Source organism: Nocardiopsis sp. NPDC006938, from assembly GCF_042869555.1.
Taxonomy (GTDB): domain Bacteria; phylum Actinomycetota; class Actinomycetes; order Streptosporangiales; family Streptosporangiaceae; genus Nocardiopsis.
In genome coordinates, this window is record NZ_JBIAGA010000006.1 from 237,482 (window position 1) to 255,001 (window position 17,520).

The following is a 17,520-nucleotide window of genomic DNA, read 5'->3' on the forward strand; positions in this document are numbered from 1 at the left end:
CCTCCACTGCCCCCGTCGTTCGGAGTGGGGGGAGGCGGGGGCTTGTCCTTGTGTCCGTCCCACTGGGACTTGTCCTCGTGCTTGCCCATGGTGCGGTTCCTTCCTGGGGAGAGTGGAAGGGCACGCGGCCCAGCCCCTGAGGCCGACCCCTCGTGCTCCGACACCACGACGCTAGGCCCCCCAAGGAAACCGGCTCAAGGAACTTGCGACGACTTGCGGTCTCATCGCAGTTGCTTCGCGGCGGAGTCGATCAGGGCGCGGGCCCGATCGCCGAACACGGCGAACCGGGACATCGACTCGAAGGCACGCACGTAGAGCGAGAGCTCGCTCGGTTCGGTGACGGTGATCTGCGCGGAGAGGCCCTCCACGTGCACACGCGCGGTGTCGAAGAGCGTGAACGTCTCCAGAGGCCACATGGGGCGGGCCTCGGTGGCGAACGGCAGCACTCCCAGCCCCACCGACGCCAGACCCATGACCGAACCGAGATGCCGGAGTTGGTCGCGCATCGTGTCGCGGTCGGCGACCGCGTGGCGAAGCACCGACTCCTCGATCAGCACCCCGAACCTGTGCCCGCCCTCCTTGAGTACCCCGTTGCGCCGCATGCGCGCGGCGACGGCGTCCGCGACGTCGTCGGGTGTGCCTCGGAAGGCGGCGATCGTGGACAACAGGGCCTTCGCGTACTCCGGGGTCTGGAAGAGGCCCGGAATCACCGTCGAGGAATACACCCGCATGTGCCGTGTCCGCTCGAACAGAGGGATACGGGCTTCCTGTGTGCGCCGCAGACCGGTCCGGTGCTGCCGTCGCCAGTCCACGTAGGCGAAGTCCACGGCCCGGGAGGCCGCGATGAGGTCGTCCGCGAGATCGGAGGCCCCGCACACCCGCACCACGTGTGGATGTCGGCATCGGTCAGCCCCTGCTGAGCGGACTCGATCCGGCTCGTCTTGGACTCGTGCCAGCCAGCGGCCAACGACAACGCGCGGGCCGTGTGCCCGGCGTCGAGCCTCAGTTCCCGAAGCCGTGTGGCCAGTGCGCGTCGAGCCTCGCGAGCACTGGACGAAGGGGACTCAGCCATGGCACCTGTCTGTTCGACCCGCCGGTTCGGTTCAGGGCAGCTCGGCTTGGGCGTCGGTGGCGAGCGACCTTGACCCAGTGTGGAGCGGGACCGTGTTGCAGTATGTACGCGCCTCGGGGGTTGCCGTTCATCTTGTATGGCGACCAGGAAGTCTGAGACCAGACCTTGGCCCGCAGCTGCGGAGGCTCAGGATGTTTTCCTGGACACAGGGCCCAGATATGCGCAGGACCAGCGTGTGTCAGTCAGTGCCCTCACCCTCAACGGAGGTCGCCCTCCTGCACCCCGACGTCTACGAGCTCGAGTTCCGTGAGTCGAGCTACAGCAACCCCAACAACTGCGTGGAAGTCGCCGACCTCCCCGCATGCTCTCCTGCTCTTTCCAGACATGTCGTGCACGAACCATCGGCGACCAGCGTAGGACCGCTGGGTGGTGATGGAACCAGATATTCGTGTCCCGCATTTCATATTGGCTGGTGGTAAGGCGTGATTCGAACATGGCGCATAAATCGAACGCCGTGGTTATGCGCGTGCGCATAGGTGGTCCCGACTGGTCGCGGGACACTGCTGACTCCGAACGATCGACAGGAGAGAGGCCCAGTGACAACAGAGCCGAGCGATGCCACTACCGCCACGGAGTGGGCGGGCCACCCTTGTCAAGAAGTGGTCGATCGACCCGTCGAGCTGGTCGGCGACCGCGCGGTCGTGGCGAAGGGCCCCGGCCTACGGCTTCGCACCTCTGCACGAGTCGCTGAGCACCTAGATCGACCGCAGCACCTGGATGCGGGTCTGGGAGGGGCCGTCCCCGGTCTGCTCCAGACCTCCGAGTACGCCCGCCACGACATCCATCAGTATGTGATCGACCGAGGGAGCGTGGTCTGATGCGGACCTCCACCACGCTCTACGTCGTCGTGTGCGCCGCAGGACCGGCTGGACACGTAGACCGCCTCATTCGCCTCGCGCAGGATCGGGGTTGGCAGGTCCAGGTGATCGCCACACCCTCCGCCGTGGACTTCTTTGACACCGTCGCGGTCGAGGAACTCACGGGCCGTCCCGTGCGCAGCCAGCACCGAGGACCGAGCACACCGCGCTCGCCCAGGGCTGATGCCGTGGTCGTCGCCCCGGCCAGTTTCAACACGATCAACAAGCTCGCCGCGGGCATCGCCGACAACTACGCCCTCGACGTGCTGAACGAGACCATCGGACTGGGCGTGCCGGTCACGATCCTCCCCTTCGTGAACGCCGCCTACGCGGGTCGAGGCCCATTCCGGAGAAGTGTGGCGGCGCTTGAGGAGGAGGGTGTGGGAGTACTCATGGGCGAAGGCGGATTCGTACCTCATCCGATTGGCCAGGGCTCGGATGCCTTCGACCGGTTCCCTTGGAAGTCCGCCTTGGAGAATGTGGAGAAGAGGGTCAAAGACGACGGAGGGGTATGGCAACGGCGGGCGGCACCGGAGTGACCGGCCCAGCTCCTGTGATTGCGTCCCCCGAGCGCGCTCACACAGTGCGCCGAGGAGCGGCTGTACTGAACGGGGCGGAAGACGCACCAGCCCGGAGTCGTGTCCCCCGCGCGGTCGTGTGAGCTGCGCTGGATCTCGGGCGACCTTCCGGGGTGAATGGGGGACCCTCGCACGAGGTCGTCCGCATCGCTGCGGCATGGCGGACGACCACGTTAGGCTCTTTGGTGTGACTGACACCTCGATTCGCACCAGGTTCGCGCCTTCCCCGACCGGCATGTTCCACGTGGGCAACGCCCGGTCGCTGCTGCTGAACTGGGTGGTCGCACGACAATCCGGCGGCGCGATGGTGCTGCGGATCGAGGACACCGACGCCGCCCGCTCCCGCCCCGAATGGACCGAGGGCATCCTGGCGGCGATGGCCTGGCTGGGTGTGGACTCCACCCAGTACGAGGGCCCCTACTCCCAGACCGACTACGCGGACCAGCACACCGAGGCCGCCCAGCGCCTGTTGAAGGAAGGGCTGGCCTACTACTGCGACTGCACCCGGGAACAGGTCCAGGCCCGTCGGGACAACCCCAATCTGGGCTACGACGGGTTCTGCCGCGACCGTGGCCTGGAGGCCGGGCCGGGCCGGGCACTGCGCTTCCGTATCCCCGAGGGCGGACCGACCGTAGTTGAGGACCAGATCCGTGGCCGGGTGGAGTTCCCGCACGAGGCCCTGGAGGACTTCGTCATCGCCCGTGGCGACGGCACCGCCCTGTTCGTCCTGGCCAACGTGGTGGACGACGTCGAAATGGGCATCACGCACGTCATCCGGGGCGAGGAACACCTGTCCAACACCCCTAAGCAGCAGCTGCTGTGGCAGGCGCTGGGACACGCCCCACCGGTGTGGGCGCACGCCCCGGTGCTGGTGAACGAGAAGCGCCAGAAGCTGTCCAAGCGGCGTGACAAGGTCGCGATGGAGTCCTACCAGGCCGAGGGCTTCCTGCCCGAGACCATGGTCAACTACCTGATGCTCCTGGGCTGGTCCCCGGGCGAGGACCGGGAGATCATGCCGATCGAGGAGATGTTCCCGCTCTTCGACCTGGCCGACGTCAACTCCTCACCCGCCTTCTTCGACGAGAAGAAGCTGCGGGCCTTCAACGGCGACTACATCCGCGCCCTGTCCGTCGACGAGTTCGTCAAGCGCTGCGCCCCCTACCTGGGGAGCGAGGGGGTGCCGTGGCGGACGGAGGACTTCGACGCCGACGTGTTCGCGCGGATCGCTCCGCTGGCGCAGAGCCGTGTCGCGGTACTCAGCGAGATCGTGCCCAACGTCGACTTCCTGTTCCTGGACTCGCCCGTTTTCGACGAGAAGAGCTGGGCCAAGGCCATGAAGCCCGGGATCGGCGCGGAGATGCTCACCGCCGCGATCGCCACCTACTCGGACGAATCCCTGGACTGGGAGGCCGAAGCCCTCAAGGGAGCCCTGGAGCAGGCCGGGGCCGCCCAGGGGCTCAAGCTCGGTAAGGCTCAGGCACCGGTCCGGGTCGCGGTGACCGGCCGAACGGTAGGGCTGCCGCTCTTCGAATCGCTGGAGTTGCTGGGCAGGGAGCGCACGCTGGAGCGCCTGCGCGCGGCGTTCGAGCGGCTCAACGCCTGATGAGCCGCCCTTAGACGCACGGCTACCAAGCGAGAAGGAAGGACTTCCAGGAGTTCTGAGGCTCGGGGCCCGTTCCGCTGTCCGGTGAGTACCCAGCGCACCGGATGCGGGGCCGGGCCCTTCGCGCTTCCCCGAGTCCAGGCTTCCAGCCATCGCACAGCTTCTTCGGCCTGTTCTGGGGGGCGGGCGGTGAGGTAGGCCAGTTCGCGCCCTCGGGAGGGCACACCGGCCATGCGGCTCCAGGGAAGCCCGGGGTGACGAGTCTGCTTTCGATCGCGGTCCTGTTCGCGAGCAGCCGGGAGATGGAGTTGTCGAGCGTCACGGCCGGGCGCAGCCACAACCCTTCGCGCGACTCCACCCCGCCGATGGTGACACCCGTCCACACCGTTCCATCGCCCTTGTCATCCTTCTCGCCAGCCAGGTTCACCACGATCGATCAACGATGCCCTTGACGACCGACTCTCCAGGGAAGTCGGCGGGGACCGCGTCCATGAGGACCTCGTTGACCCGTTGCCCGAGCCAGTAGCCGGACTGTCGACGCTCGCCGATCCTGCGGAAGCCTGCCCGTTCGTAGGCGCGGATCGCCGCCGCGTTCGGGGCCAGCACCGACAGGTGCACGCAACGCAGGTTAGTGATGTGGAAGGCGTAGTCGAGCGTGAGTCGGGTGGCCTCGGTCCCGATCCCCCGGCCCCGATCGGTGCCCAGTTGGATGTTGAACTCCCCGATCCGCACATGGTGGTCAATGAGCACGGCTGTGGTGCCCACCGGGACCGGTGACTCTCCTGTGAGGTCGTGGACGGTGAACCGGAGTTGGTCGTCGGTGCCGCGTGCCTGGTGCTGGTAGCCCTCGCGTCGGCCCTCCAACGACTCCGGGGTCTGCCGACCGTAGCCGACGAGTACGGAGGGGTCCTGCTCCCACCGCCAGTACTGCTCGACGAGATCACCGGAGAGCGGGCCAAGGCCCGCTCGTTCTCCACGTATCCACACGATCGGGTCGGCCTGCTCGCTCATATCCGGACTCCATGGTTGCCTTGCGGGATGGTAAGCAGCGGGGTGTACCGCGCTGTCGACGGCGGCTCGGCGACCGGGCTCTGGCCGTCGGTCTCCACCCATGCGTGAAGCCGTATCGGGTCGGCCGCGACGCCATGGCGCCACGTCACGGTACGCCCGCACGCGGCCAGGGCAAGCGAGGCAGCGGCTGATTCCTCCAGGCATGCCACTCGACCCGGTGCCAGCCGTCCGACCCGACGCACGGCGTGGACGATGCTGCTGGCCTGCTCGACCGTCGCCTGACGAGCGGCTCGACGAGTGGCCCAGGTCAGTAGCCGGACGAGCCGCGCCATACGCGTGGTCGTCCGACCGGCCGAGAGCACCGCGAGCACGACGACCAGAGCCGGGGCCGCCACCACCGTCGCCATCGTCGGCGCGCGGGGAAGTTCTTCTCGTCCCGCGGCCAGTTCGTACGTGCCCCAGCTTGGTGCCCAAGGGGCCCCGGTCATTGGCGCGGGCCACGGTTCGGCGCCCGGTACGGCGACCAGGAGCCCGGCAGCCCCGAGCTGGTCAAGCAGGGCACGGGCCGATACCGGGTCAAGACGACGGGGTACTCGGGGATCACCCGTCGCAGACAGCTCGGCCCACCAATGCGCGGCCGGTCCGATGAGCGTCTTCACCGCACCGGTCCGATAGTTCACCAGTACCGTCGCCGGACCGAGGTCCACGGCTGCCACATGGCTCGGCGCGGTGACGTAGCGGGGGCTCATTCCGCACTCGTCTCAGAGCCGACGGCGGACCACTCCACGGGATCGGCGACATCCAGTGCTCTCAGCCACACCTCAGCCGCCACAGCTGGTTCCACGGTGGAGAACGGCACTGGTACCCCCGCCGCTGTCATACTCAGGGTGAGACGCAGCCTTGCCGGGTCCACCAGCCCCAGTGCTGCCAGCCAGCCGTCGGCCAAGTCGTGCAACCGGGAGAGGTTCGCGCGCATACCGCCGTAGTGGTCGGGGTTGAAGTCGCCCTTGGTGGAGCGGCGAGCCAGCTCTACCGGAAACAGGTTGGCCATCGCCTCGCCCAGAATCGGTTTGTAGTGGGCGGGACCGGGCCGTGCGTCAAGGGGCACTGACAGGTAAGCGTCGATCACTCGCGAATCGGTGAACGGGTTGTGCAGGGCCACCCCGGACCACTCGGCGAGTTGGACGTCGGCCCGCGCACTTCGGCCGACCTCGGCTATACCCTCGGTCGCCATGGTCGAGGAGAACTCCCCGATTCGGACCGGGCCAGACCGCTCAGCGGCCTCCGATGCCAACACGCCTGCCCGGCGCCGTGCGTCGGCCGTGGCCCACGGTGGCACCGCTTCGGTGGCACACCACCCGATGTCGCCCTCCACGTAGTGCCTTGGCCGACCAGCACGCAGATCGACGGCCAGATCTCGGAGCGCGACCATCCGACGGGTACGCGCGGTTCGGTGTGCTGAGCGCAGCAGCGGCAAGGCCGCCCGACGCCGTAGTCGTGCCCAGCGGACCGTCTCGACCGATGCGCGTCCGACACGTCCGGTCGCGACCAGGTCGGCGAGCATGATCGGCGGGGAGCACAACAGGCTGTCCCCACCGTCGCCGGTCAGGTGGCAGTCGGTACCGAGCTCCTCCCGCATCCACGAGAGCTGACCGGAGAACCGGGCGTGTGCGATCGTCGACGGTGCCGGTTCGTCCGTGACTGGCACTTCGGTCAGCCCGGAGTAGGGTGCGTGCTCGGCGCCGAGAGGTATGAGTCGGTGGCTGATGCCCACGTGCTCGGCCGCTCGGTGGGCATAGTCGAGGTCGCCACCGCCCAGGCGTCCGGCGGGATGCACCGTTACGCCCGTCACCGGGTGGCCCGCGTCGGCTGCCAACAGCGCCAGCGACGTGGAGTCGTAGCCACCGGACAGGTCCGTGGTCGGCGTGGTCGACGATCCGAACCGCACATCCACAGCCGACGTCAGCTCGTCTCTCAGCCGTAAGGCCGGATGGCCGTTGCGGGGCTGGGGGCGCCACACACGCCGCACGGACGGCTCACCGTACGTTGGCAGTGTCAGTCGATGCCCGGCGGGCACCAGGGACACGCCCGCGAAAGAAGAGCGGCTCCCCAACAGGGCGGGGACCGACGGGGCCAGGAGCCACGCGGCCATGCGATCCAGGTCTGGCCCGCCCCCGTTCAGCCCGGCCAGGGCACGGGAACTGGATGCCCAGTATGTTCCACCGCGTGCCGTTACGCTGTAGAGCGGCTGTGCCCCGCCAAGATCGGTCCATAGCGTCGTTGACTCGTCGGTGACCAGTACCACGGCGTAACTGCCCGGCCATAGCCACACGACGTTGTCGGACACACCGTCAGAGGCCAGGTGCCTCAGCTCGGCCTCTGAGGCCCCGCACGGCCCCATCACCACCACCGCCCGGCGACCGGCCACGGCGGTTCGCGCCTCGGACCCCAGCCGTGTGCCGACCGCCCAGCAGTCTCGCGCTCCGGGCCACAGGGGCCGCCCGTGCACAGGTGTTCGCGGCGCGGCACCAGCGCCGCTGAATCCGCCGAACCAACGCATGTTCCCTCGCATCCTGAGGTGGTCGTCCGCATCAGGCGCTGCCCCGGCCCATGGGGGCACGGGGCACCGGGGGCGGAATCAGTTGTAGGCCCGCCGCTTGTCCTCCGATCCGCCCCGGCCCTGCCCGAGTGTCAGCTCCGACGCCTCACCGAGGCTCACCAGAAGCACGAGGGATTCGGCCTCCCGCCCTTCGTCCGGCTGATCGGCCACCGTCTCCATGTTTGTCCACCTTTCCGGAATGGTTCCCGTCGATCTGTTCCCAGGTCCTTGGTTCTGGCATCGGTGACGTTAGGGGTTGAACAGGGGCCGCCGCAGGCAGGTTTCTTGATATTGCTCGACGAGCGACACACATTTCCGATAGTTTCTCGCGAACCCGACTCGCCCCCATGGTCCGCGGACCGGGACGACGACCATGCTGGGACCGATCCACCCCTTTCGAAGACCGAGGAGAACGCGCATGGCCCGTCAGCTCCGTTTCACCGGCACCGACAGCAAGGTCGACGGATGTCCCGCCCTGCACACCGACGAGGGCACCGGGGAGATCATCGTTCAGGGCACGCCCATCACCGACCCGGCCGACCTCGCGCAGCTCAGGCACTTCGGTGAGGGCGAGGCAGCGGTGGCGGTCCCGGCCGAGCTGCTCGTCAACTGGGGGCCAGCCAAGACCGACCAGAAGCCGGACCTCGTTGATCGACCGACCTTCCGCCGACTGTTCGAGACCTTCCAGCACACCGCCTGGCGGCTGGAAACCCGCCGTGGCTACGCGTCGGACCGCGAGGACCCCGAATTCCAGGAGTTCCTCCGGACCGGGTCGGCCCCGTGCGACTTCACCGAACCCTGGTTCGGCAACATCAAGGCCCAGACCCAGGCAGGCAAGACGGTCGGTCGCGTCCGGGTCGCCGACCACCCGATGACCGTCGAGCAGTCGTTCCTGCTTGACTACGCGCGCCACAACGCGGCTGTCGGAGAGGACATCCGGTACCTTCGGCGCGAGGACGCCAAGGGCCTCGGCGACGAGGACTTCTGGATCTTCGACTCCCGCTTGGTCGCGGTGATCCGCTTCGACGAGGCCGACACCATCACGGGCATCGAGCTCGTCACCGAGCCCGCTCGGGTGGTGCGCTACGCCATGATCCGCGACGCGGCGACGCATCACGCGGTGTCCTACGACGAGTTCACAGCGACCGGATGACGTGAGGCCGGGGGGCATTGAGCACCGACTACCAGCAGTCCAGGAGCGTTTTGGGCGCACGGCTGCGAGAGCTGAGGTTCACGTGCCCCGACGGCCGGCTCACCGGCAGGGAACTGGCCGCCCGCCTGGGATGGCCGAGCTCCAAGGTCAGCAAGCTGGAGAACGGCAAGCAGACGGCCACCCCTGACGACCTGCGTGCCTGGGCCGAGGCGACGGGCCAACCGGAGGTCCGGGGTGAGCTCATCCACCGCCTGGCCGGGTTCGAGTCCCACATCAGGTCGTGGCGAAGGGCCTTGGCCAACGGCTTCACACCTCTGCACGAGTCGCTGAGCATCGAGATCGACCGCAGCACCGAGATTCGGATCTGGGAGGAGGCGGTCGTCCCCGGTCTGCTCCAGACCCCCGAGTACGCACGCCACGTCGTCGAACGTTATGCCCGGCTACTGGGTGGCGGGGGTGACGTTGAGGGAGCGGTTCGCTCGCGGGCGCGCAGGCAGGATTGGCTCTACCAGCCGGGGCGGAAGGTGCGCGTGCTCATGTGGGAGGCCTCGCTCCGTTCGCTCATCTGCCCATCGGCGGTCCTGGCAGCCCAGCTTGACCGGCTTACCGGGATGATCGGGATGGACACGGTCGAGCTGGGCATTGTCCCGTTCGCGGCGTCTGTGAGGATCGTTCCCGCCAACGGCTTCTGGCTCCTCGACGACCGTCTGGTGGTGGCGGAGGACTGGCACGCCGAGCTGTGGCTTGACGATGACGACAACATTGCGCTGTACTCGAAGGTCTGGCGCACTCTAGGTGAGTCGGCGGTCTACGGGGGCGAAGCCCACCACGTCATCAGCGCGGCACGGCGAACGCTGGATTCGCGATGACGGCAGCTTCTGGGACTCCTCCATCGGCGGCGTTTGTGCGGTTCCTTGGTCATAGCTCCAGGACTTGCCGGTGCCCCGGTATTCCTCTACCGGGATCGGAGAGACTCCTTCGGCCATCCGGTCCTTGTACGTCACGCCGTGCAGATGATCCACCTCGTGTGCCACCAGTCGGGCCAGGGCGTCCGTGAATACCGTGATGGTGGTCGATCCGTCGGGCTTGGTGTGCTCGACTTCGATACGGCGTGAACGTGGGACGAGTCCCCGCACATCGAAGAAGCTCAGACATCCCTCGTACTGGGAATCGGTCTGGCCGGACTCGTTGATGATCACAGGGTTGAGCAGGAGCACCGTTGCGGCGTCGGGGTCCGGCGGAAGCACGATGGCCGCCGCGTGATCGACTCCGATCTGAGGCGCGGCCAACCCCATGCCCTTGCCGAAGTGGTGATGGTCGCGTACTCGCTGAACGGCGCGGTGCAGTTGATCGACGACCTCCTCGGCCTGTTGCGCCTGTTCGGGCAGGCGGAAGGGCTTCGCGGGCCGTGCGAGTATTTCCTCGCCTTCCTGCGCGATCCCTGCGGCCCGCATACGGTCGCTGGCCGTGCGAAGCGCCGGGAAAGCGTCGATGTCGCGATCGGGGTTGCCGCGCCATCGCCACTCCAACCGGTAGCGGGCTCCGATCGGAGGATCGTTCGTGTGCCAGCTGAAGATCACTTCGCCGTCGTCTTCTCGGCGCCGTATCGCCGAACGCAGCGGTACGGCCGCCGCCGTGGTCGAGGTCTCGGTTCCCCAGACACCGGGCTCAAGTGAAGCCGGGAAGCGTAGCTCCACGCTCACCGCCCGGGTCGGTAGCCGGATGGCGCGCTGGAACCACTGTCCCCATTGGTCCGAGCCGACGACGTAGGAGTATTCGAGCGAGGCCGACTGCCCCGGGTAGAGGGGGAACATCGAGTTCTGGTTCTCGAAGCTCAGCCAGACCTCTTTGAAGGAGTCCCGGTCGTGCTTGGCGACCCAAGTCATGGGCTCGCCGTCACAGGTGGCGGTCAGGTTCAGCCGTTCCCACGTCAGCGGATGGTTGCGGTAGAGCTCGTTCGAGAGTTCGGGTTGGCCCGGGTAGCGGTCGACGCTGATGCGTGCCAGGTAGCGGGTGACGGGTTCGTTGCCGCCGTTGACCACACGGCGCCGCATGAAGGCGGTGTAGGTGCCCTTGTGATAACGCAGCTCGGCGTGATCGAGGTCGACGAACAACTCACCGTCCCCGGCGGGCGTGGGACGTGCGTGGGGGGCCGATTGCCAGGAACGCCAGAGCTCTCCCGTGCTGGACAGTTTCTGCTCGGCCAGGCGCGCGAACTCCTCACTGGCCGGATAGCGCCCGGACTCGACGTGGCTGATGTAGGAGGGGTCGAAGCCCATCGCCTCCGCGAGGGCCTTCTTCGTCAGTCGGCGGAGCTTGCGCCAGTAGGCGAGCGCGGTGGGGAAGTCGGCAGGGTGAGGTGAGGGGGTCATGCGGATGATTATCGCGCACACGGAGTGTGATCGTATGAGTGAATCGTGACTGAACCCCTTTCATTCTGGCCTCACCTGGGCGATCTCGGTTCTCCTTGAAGTGGCCCCGGCACCGCCCCGCCTCGTAGTTGACCGGCGGGGCGCATCGGTGCCCCGACCGAGGAGGTTCCCATTGGCTGTCTTCGCTACCGAGGATCACCCAGGAGCAGTGGCAGCACGCGGAACTGATCTGGGAGTACCACCGCATGCACCACCCGGCCCGGCCGTGCGACGTGGCGGTCGCTCTCGGATGTAACGACATTGGCGTTGCCGAGCACGCCGCCGAGCAGTACCACTCCGGTCTCTTCCCCCTCCTCGTGTTCACCGGAGGGAACAGCCCTTCGACCGCCGGGGTGTTTCCTCGAGGAGAGGCGGTGCACTTCCGTGAGCGGGCACTGGAACTCGGTGTCCCCGACGCGTCGATTCTCGTGGAGACCAAGGCGTCGAACACCGGCCAGAACATCACCTACTCCCACGCCGCCCTGGTAGCCAACGGAGTTGTCCCCGACAGCGTGCTTCTGCTCTGTATGCCCTACATGGAGCGGCGAGCGTATGCGACCGCCCGGAAACAGTGGCCCGACGTGGAGGTGGTGTGTTCCTCAGCTCCGCTCGGTCTGCGCGACTACGCCAAGAGGGCGGGAGACGCCGGGGCCGTCATCGACATGATGGTCGGTGACCTCCAACGCGTGATCGAGTATCCCCGGATCGGCTTCGCCATCGAGCAGGAGGTGCCGCAGCCGGTGCTCGACGCCTATGACTCCCTCGTCGCCTCCGGTTTCGACAGCCGCCTGATCCAGCGCTGATCAGCCGCCCAGCACGCGGCTGGGGAGGGCGGGGTGCGTACGGGACGGGAAACAGCCCTTTCCGGCAAGGATCGGTAAGTCCGTACCAAGGGTTGTCATGTGGGGCGATGCGGGCGGCGTGGCGTGCGTACGCCCCGCCCCACCCGGGCGAGGATGGGCACCGGGCCGCAGGGGGAGAGCCGACAGAACCGGCTGCTCCGCGCGCGACCCGTCCCGCCTCCCAGATCCACCGCGTGGCCGCCCACTGGCCCAAGGTTCCAGGTCGCGCGGTGTCAGACACGGCTCGGCGCCCGTACCCCGGTACGGGCGCCGACCGCGTTCGAGCCAGAGACAGCGGGGTCAGTACCCGCGCCAGGCCTGGCGGTCCTGGTGGTAGCCGATGATCTTCGGGTGCATCATCGTCGAGGGCTCCACCTCACCCTCCCGGCGGTCCATCGGGAACACCAGCGCCGCCCGCAGCAGGTCGTCGTCCAGGAACCTCAGCTCCGGCACGTCCTCCGGCAGGGCCAGCTCCGGCGCGCCGCCCGGCTCGTCCGCGGACGCCCCCAGGTAGAAACCCCAGTTCCCGAAGGTCGGCACGTCCACGTTGTACGGCGTGACGGCGAGCCCGGCCTCCTCCAGCGAACGCCCCACGCTCCAGTACGCGTCCGAGGCGAAGAACGGCGAACCCGCCTGGACCACCACCCGCCCGCCGGGCTCCAACGCCTGCTCCAGCAGCGAGTAGAACTCGATCGTGTACAGCTTCGAGGTACCCACGTCGGTACCGTCCGGCAGGTCGGCGATCACCACGTCGAAGTCGTCCGGGTTGTCGCGCAGCCACTGGAACGCGTCGGCGTTCACGACCTCCACGCGCGGGTCCTGGAAGGAGTCGTCGTTCAGGTCGCGGATCACCGGCTCCGTGGAGGCCAGCTCGATCACGGCCGGGTCCAGGTCCACCAGGGTCACCGACTCCACGTCGTCGTAGCGCAGCAGCTCCCGGATGGCCAGGCCGTCACCGCCGCCGAGCACCAGGACGTCGCCGCGGGGGCCGTCCATCGCCGGGTGGATGAGCGACTCGTGGTACCGGTACTCGTCCAGGGTGGAGAACTGGAGGTCGCCGTTGAGGAACATGCGCACGTCCCGGCCGTCCAGCGACTGGGTGAGCACGATCTCCTGGTACTCGCTGCGCTCGGCGTGCGCGATCGGGTCGCGGTACATCGCCTGCCTGGCGTCCACCTCGAAGTTCTCGGCGAAGTAGTAGGCCAGGCCCAGCACCGCGACGATGAACGTGAGCCCGACGGTCAGCCCCACGTAGGCGAGCCGGGTCAGGTCCGTGCGGAACAGCCACAGCACCACGGCCACACCGATCACCGCGTTGAGCACACCCACCATGAGCGCGCCCTTGGGCAGCCCCAGCAGCGGGAGCAGCAGGAACGGGAAGGCCAGACCACCGATCAGCCCGCCCACGTAGTCGGCGGCGAACAGGTCGGCCACCGCCTCGGAGGCGTCCTGCTTGCGGATGCGCTGGATCAGCGTCATCAGCAGCGGGATCTCGATACCGATCAGCGTGCCGATCACGAACGCCAGCAGCACCAGGGTGGGCTGGTAGGCGGAGGCCGACAGCCAGGCGAACGACCCGTACAACAACAGGACGGACAAGCCGCCGACCAGGGACAACAACCCCTCGACCACCGCGAACGACAGCGCGGGGCGGGCCTGGTACCGCTTGGACAGCAGCGACCCCACACCCATGGCGAACACCATCACCGACAGGACCACCGAGGCCTGGGTGATGGTGTCGCCCAGCAGGTAGCTGCCGATCGCGACGAGGGCCAGCTCGTACACCAGGCCGCAGGCGGCGCAGATGAACACCGCCAGCAGAACGAAGAACCGGGCCGCACGGGGCGGCACCGGGAGTCGGGGCCGTGCGTGGGCCGTGGTCTCGCTCAAGGAACTGCTCTCTCAGGAAGGGAAGGGGTGGCTCGACGGACGTCGGGGGGCCGGACCGCAGACCGGCCCGACCCCCCGACCGTGCGGACTACTTGCCGAAGCCCGAGCCGCCGCCACGGCTGTCACTGCCGCTGCCGCCGCTGTTGGAGTTGTTGTTGCTGTTGTTTCCACCGCCGCCGAAGCCGCCGAAGAAGAAGAAACCGCCGCCACCGCCGCCGCTGCGGCTGGAGCACTCCTCGGTGGGGGACGCGCTGGGCGTGGGGCCGGAGGCCGAGGTCGTGGAACCGGTGGTGCCCGTCGAGGTCGTGGAGCTGGTCGCGCTGGAGCTGGGCTCGGCCTTGGGCTCGCAGTCGGCGCTGTTGTTGCCGCCCGAACAGGCGGAGAGGAGGATCAGCAGGGCGGTGGCCCCGCCGATCGCGGCGATTCTGTGTCTGGGAGCGCGGGCTCCCCGGGTCGTGGTCGTGGCCATGGTGGCCTCCTCTTAAGGGGTCAGGGTCGTGGTCGTCGTCACCATTTCGTCGCTCTGCGGGTAGGCGTGCCAGGTACGCCAGCGCAGCGACGCCCCGCTGCCGGAGGTCAGGTGCAGCGCCGTGATCGCGAGGGGATCACCGGGGAAGGCGACGAGCAGCCCGCCGGGCGAGTCGGAGGTCACGTCGTGGACCTCCGCCACCCGGCGGGTGAGTGCGGCGCGAGGCAACGACTCGACGACCGAGCCGAAGCGGTAGTGGCCCACCCCAGGCAGGGGGTGCTCGGCGTTGCCGGGTAGCCCGCCGGAGGAACCCGGCAGACAGGCGACCGTTTCCACCAGCTCCCCGTCGTCGGAACCCGACCGGATGACGACCTGGTGCGAGGCCCCCAGGACCCGGAGCTCGACCCGTCTGCCCGACACCGTGACGGTGCGGGTCGCGAGGGGTTCGACCACGGGGTGGTTCAGGGACCAGACCAGGTCGTCGGCCTGGGTGTCGACGAAGGGGGCGCTGATGCTCGCGCGCATGTGGGTGTCAGCTCCCGGGGAAGATCGTGAAGGTACCGGGGGCGACCTTGGTTCCGGTGCTGACCTCCCAGCTTCCGTGGTCGAAGCGCTCGAAGGCGAGCAGCTGGCCGTCCTCGGACTCGTAGTCGGCGTAGTCCATGCCGCCCTCGGCCTTGAGGCCGGTGGTGCCCTCGGAGCGGTAGGAGCCGGAGCCCTTCTCCTCGAGCTTGTAGGTGACACCCTCGAGCTCGATGGTCTTGCCCTGGGGGACCATGGTCAGGTCCGGGCGGCCCGTCCACAGGGCCAGCTCGACGTCGGGGTCCTCCTCGACCGAGAGCCAGCGCTTGCCGCCCTCGACCTCGAGGAAGTGCTCGGACCACACGTAGCCGCCCTCGGAGAGGCGCAGCGTGCCGCGAATCCAGGTGCGCTCGTTGCCCCAGTCGATCATGTCGCCCGCCTTGATGTTGCGCGGGTCACCGGCGGTGTCGGTGGTGGCGGACGCGGCGAAGGGGTCCTGGGGAGGCGGGGGAGGCGTGTCCTGCTTCTGCGCGGTGGAGCGCTGCTTGTATATCAGGACCGCGATCACGATCCCGGCGATGAGAATCAGGAGCAGGAGGAGTTCGATCACCAGTGTTCCTCGTTTCGCGGTGAAGCACGTCTTGGGGGTTCTCCCGGGACCGGGCGGTCCTACTGTCCGGTATGACGCCCGTCCTGGTGGTGTGGTTCCGCTCCTGGCCGGATCGGGTCAGGGAAGGGAGGGCTCTGGGGGAACTCGTCACGGGGGTGTCGGCGGACACGGGACCAGCACGTTCCGGATGATTCGGACTGTTGTCCCTTCCCAGCCTAGGTGGTTTTCGGCCTTTCTGGGGGACCTGTACGCAGCGTGCTGGGGCCGCCACGAAACCGCCACGGGGCCCGCGCGTGCGGCGCGGGCCCCGTGGCGGCGTGGCTGTCGGAGGTGCGGCGCGGGGGCCGGTGGTGGTGGAGAGGGTCGAAGGGGGCGCGGAAGGTGGAGGGGGACGGGTCAGGCCAGCGGGTCGCCGGTCTCCAACGGAAGCGAGTCGTCCCCGCCCCAGCGGCTCCACGAACCCGGGTACAGGCGGGTGTGGGTGAACCCGGCGTGCTCCAGCGCCAGGAGGTCGTGGCAGGCGGTCACGCCCGAACCGCAGTAGGCGGTGACCGTTCCGGCGGTGTCCGCGCCGAGGGCGGCGAAGCGCTCCCGCAGGACCTCGGGGGAGGCGAGCAGACCGTCCGGGGCCAGGTTGGCGGGCCATGCGGCGCTGCGCGCCCCCGGGATGTGACCGGCGCGCGCGTCGACCGGAGCGGGCTCCTCGCCGGTGAACCGCCCGTGGACGCGGGCGTCCAGGAGCAGCTGGTCCGGGTCGGCGAGCTCGCGCTGGAGTTCCTCGGTGCCGACGATCCGGTCGGCGGGCCAAGGGAACGCGGTCCGGTGCACGGGCTCGGCGCGGACCTCGCCGCGCTCCAGCTCTCCGGACCACGCCTGGAGGCCGCCGTCCAGGAACGCGGCGGGGGTGCCCAGCACCCGCAGCATCCACACCAGGCGGGCGGCGACGGAACCGTTCGCGTCGTCGTAGACCACCACCGCGGAGTGGTCGCCGATCCCCAGGCGGCCCAGCGTGCGTGCGAGGTCGGCGGCGGCCGGCAGCGGGTGGCGGCCGCCCTCGTCGCTGGCGGGCGCGGCCAGGTCGGTGTCCACGTCGGCGTGCACGGCACCGGGGATGTGGCCGTTCAGGTGGGCCTCGCGTCCGGAGCGGCCGTCGAGGTACCAGCGGGAGTCGACGAGGACGATCTCGTCGCGGTGGTCACGGAGCCAGGCGGCGGAGACGGCCACCGGCAGGGACAGTGTCTGATCGGACATGGCGACAGCCTAGTGGGCGGCCCTGGCGGAGAGTCGCCGCGCCCCGACGCTCGGTGGCGGCAGGGGACGCGGGGTCGTTGAGGGGCGGCCGGTGCGTCAGTTGTCGGGGCCGGGGTCGGGCCCGTGCGCCGACGTGGTCGGGCCGGGGCCGAAGGCCGCGTACGCCAGCCCGGTCAGCAGCGGGACGGAGAACCACAGCTGGTACCAGAACACCGAGCCCAGGTCGGACCACGGCATGGTGGCCGCCGAGGCGGCGCCCACGACCCCGATCCCGAACGTCACCGCGCACCGGGGCAGGAACGGGGCGGAGGGCAGGCCGTCCAGGAACAGCCGGACCGCCAGCACGGCGGCGCCCAGGAACCACAGGGAGAGGAAGATCCGGTGCCGGTCCGGGTCGGGTACCGGGTCGTTCCAGGCCACGAGGGCCAGTGTCAGGCCGATGACCAGGACGACGGGCCCGCCCACCGCCGCCGGGGGGAGGGGAGCCCTGCCGGGGCCGCGTGTTCCGGTGTGTACCTCCATAGGCCACGTCCATGCCCGGAGGGTGGCGATCCATGCCGGTTCGGTCGGGTCGGGTACACCACAGGGGGTC

At 68.7% G+C, this 17,520-nt stretch carries 18 protein-coding genes; 5 read left to right on the top strand and 13 right to left on the bottom strand.

The genetic code is table 11. The features are described from left to right. Positions 1-221 precede the first annotated feature (221 nt). Positions 222-812 carry a DUF5753 domain-containing protein gene (locus tag ACFYL4_RS12450; protein ID WP_387518326.1) on the bottom strand — a complete coding sequence of 197 codons (591 nt, stop codon included), beginning with the start codon at positions 810-812 and terminating at the stop codon, positions 222-224. After that, positions 707-1,072 carry a helix-turn-helix domain-containing protein gene (locus tag ACFYL4_RS12455; RefSeq protein ID WP_387518328.1) on the bottom strand — a complete coding sequence of 122 codons (366 nt, stop codon included), beginning with the start codon at positions 1,070-1,072 and terminating at the stop codon, positions 707-709. Before ACFYL4_RS12455 ends, ACFYL4_RS12450 begins: the two co-directional genes overlap by 106 nt. Positions 1,073-1,949: 877 nt before the next feature. On the opposite strand from ACFYL4_RS12455, the gene ACFYL4_RS12460 reads away from it, so the two are divergent. Then, positions 1,950-2,528 (top strand): flavoprotein, encoded by a 579-nt coding sequence (locus ACFYL4_RS12460; protein ID WP_387518330.1) that lies wholly within the window; start codon positions 1,950-1,952, stop codon positions 2,526-2,528. Positions 2,529-2,754: 226 nt separating this feature from the next. Beyond that, on the top strand, positions 2,755-4,170 hold the full coding sequence (gene gltX / locus ACFYL4_RS12465; RefSeq protein WP_387518332.1) for a glutamate--tRNA ligase: 1,416 nt from the start codon (positions 2,755-2,757) through the stop codon (positions 4,168-4,170). 423 nt (positions 4,171-4,593) lie between these two features. Here the strand turns inward: gltX and ACFYL4_RS12470 are convergent, their stop codons facing one another. The 4 genes from ACFYL4_RS12470 to ACFYL4_RS12485 all read right to left on the bottom strand — a co-directional run bounded on the left by ACFYL4_RS12470 (position 4,594) and on the right by ACFYL4_RS12485 (position 7,960). Beyond that, positions 4,594-5,181: a GNAT family N-acetyltransferase gene (locus ACFYL4_RS12470; protein WP_387518334.1), complete on the bottom strand. Its 588-nt coding sequence runs from the start codon at positions 5,179-5,181 to the stop codon at positions 4,594-4,596. After that, positions 5,178-5,930 (bottom strand): lasso peptide biosynthesis B2 protein, encoded by a 753-nt coding sequence (locus ACFYL4_RS12475; RefSeq protein WP_387518336.1) that lies wholly within the window; start codon positions 5,928-5,930, stop codon positions 5,178-5,180. The genes ACFYL4_RS12470 and ACFYL4_RS12475 overlap by 4 nt, the downstream gene beginning before the upstream one ends. Continuing rightward, positions 5,927-7,753, bottom strand: a complete 1,827-nt coding sequence (locus ACFYL4_RS12480) for an albusnodin/ikarugamycin family macrolactam cyclase (protein WP_387518338.1) — start codon at positions 7,751-7,753, stop codon at positions 5,927-5,929. Before ACFYL4_RS12480 ends, ACFYL4_RS12475 begins: the two co-directional genes overlap by 4 nt. A gap of 66 nt (positions 7,754-7,819) precedes the next feature. After that, entirely contained in the window at positions 7,820-7,960 is a 141-nt protein-coding gene (locus tag ACFYL4_RS12485) for an albusnodin family lasso peptide (protein ID WP_387518340.1), read from the bottom strand. A 238-nt stretch (positions 7,961-8,198) separates the two neighbouring features. Here ACFYL4_RS12485 and ACFYL4_RS12490 point away from each other — a divergent pair, with 238 nt between their 5' ends. Then, a complete protein-coding gene (locus tag ACFYL4_RS12490) occupies positions 8,199-8,933 on the top strand; it encodes a DUF6879 family protein (RefSeq protein ID WP_387518342.1) in 735 nt (244 codons plus the stop codon). A gap of 17 nt (positions 8,934-8,950) precedes the next feature. After that, positions 8,951-9,802 carry a helix-turn-helix domain-containing protein gene (locus ACFYL4_RS12495; RefSeq protein ID WP_387518344.1) on the top strand — a complete coding sequence of 284 codons (852 nt, stop codon included), beginning with the start codon at positions 8,951-8,953 and terminating at the stop codon, positions 9,800-9,802. Here the strand turns inward: ACFYL4_RS12495 and ACFYL4_RS12500 are convergent. Then, positions 9,725-11,305: a peptide deformylase gene (locus ACFYL4_RS12500; RefSeq protein WP_387518346.1), complete on the bottom strand. Its 1,581-nt coding sequence runs from the start codon at positions 11,303-11,305 to the stop codon at positions 9,725-9,727. The two genes, ACFYL4_RS12495 and ACFYL4_RS12500, sit on opposite strands and share 78 nt — an antisense overlap. A gap of 245 nt (positions 11,306-11,550) precedes the next feature. Between ACFYL4_RS12500 and ACFYL4_RS12505 the strand changes: the two genes are divergently transcribed. Then, a complete protein-coding gene (locus tag ACFYL4_RS12505; RefSeq protein ID WP_387518348.1) occupies positions 11,551-12,147 on the top strand; it encodes a YdcF family protein in 597 nt (198 codons plus the stop codon). Positions 12,148-12,486: 339 nt separating this feature from the next. On the opposite strand, the gene ACFYL4_RS12510 is transcribed toward ACFYL4_RS12505, so the two are convergent. The 6 genes from ACFYL4_RS12510 to ACFYL4_RS12535 form a co-directional block, all read right to left on the bottom strand. Next, positions 12,487-14,076 carry a polyamine aminopropyltransferase gene (locus ACFYL4_RS12510; RefSeq protein ID WP_357760692.1) on the bottom strand — a complete coding sequence of 530 codons (1,590 nt, stop codon included), beginning with the start codon at positions 14,074-14,076 and terminating at the stop codon, positions 12,487-12,489. An 88-nt stretch (positions 14,077-14,164) separates the two neighbouring features. Then, positions 14,165-14,545, bottom strand: coding sequence for a hypothetical protein (locus ACFYL4_RS12515; protein ID WP_387518350.1), 381 nt, complete (start codon positions 14,543-14,545; stop codon positions 14,165-14,167). Between the two features lie 12 nt (positions 14,546-14,557). Next, positions 14,558-15,070 (bottom strand): DUF2617 family protein, encoded by a 513-nt coding sequence (locus tag ACFYL4_RS12520; RefSeq protein ID WP_387518352.1) that lies wholly within the window; start codon positions 15,068-15,070, stop codon positions 14,558-14,560. A 7-nt stretch (positions 15,071-15,077) separates the two neighbouring features. Then, a complete protein-coding gene (locus ACFYL4_RS12525) occupies positions 15,078-15,677 on the bottom strand; it encodes a DUF4178 domain-containing protein (protein WP_357760701.1) in 600 nt (199 codons plus the stop codon). A 396-nt stretch (positions 15,678-16,073) separates the two neighbouring features. Next, on the bottom strand, positions 16,074-16,928 hold the full coding sequence (locus ACFYL4_RS12530) for a sulfurtransferase (protein ID WP_387518354.1): 855 nt from the start codon (positions 16,926-16,928) through the stop codon (positions 16,074-16,076). A gap of 96 nt (positions 16,929-17,024) precedes the next feature. Continuing rightward, a complete protein-coding gene (locus tag ACFYL4_RS12535; protein WP_387518356.1) occupies positions 17,025-17,450 on the bottom strand; it encodes a hypothetical protein in 426 nt (141 codons plus the stop codon). Between the last annotated feature and the right edge of the window lie 70 nt (positions 17,451-17,520).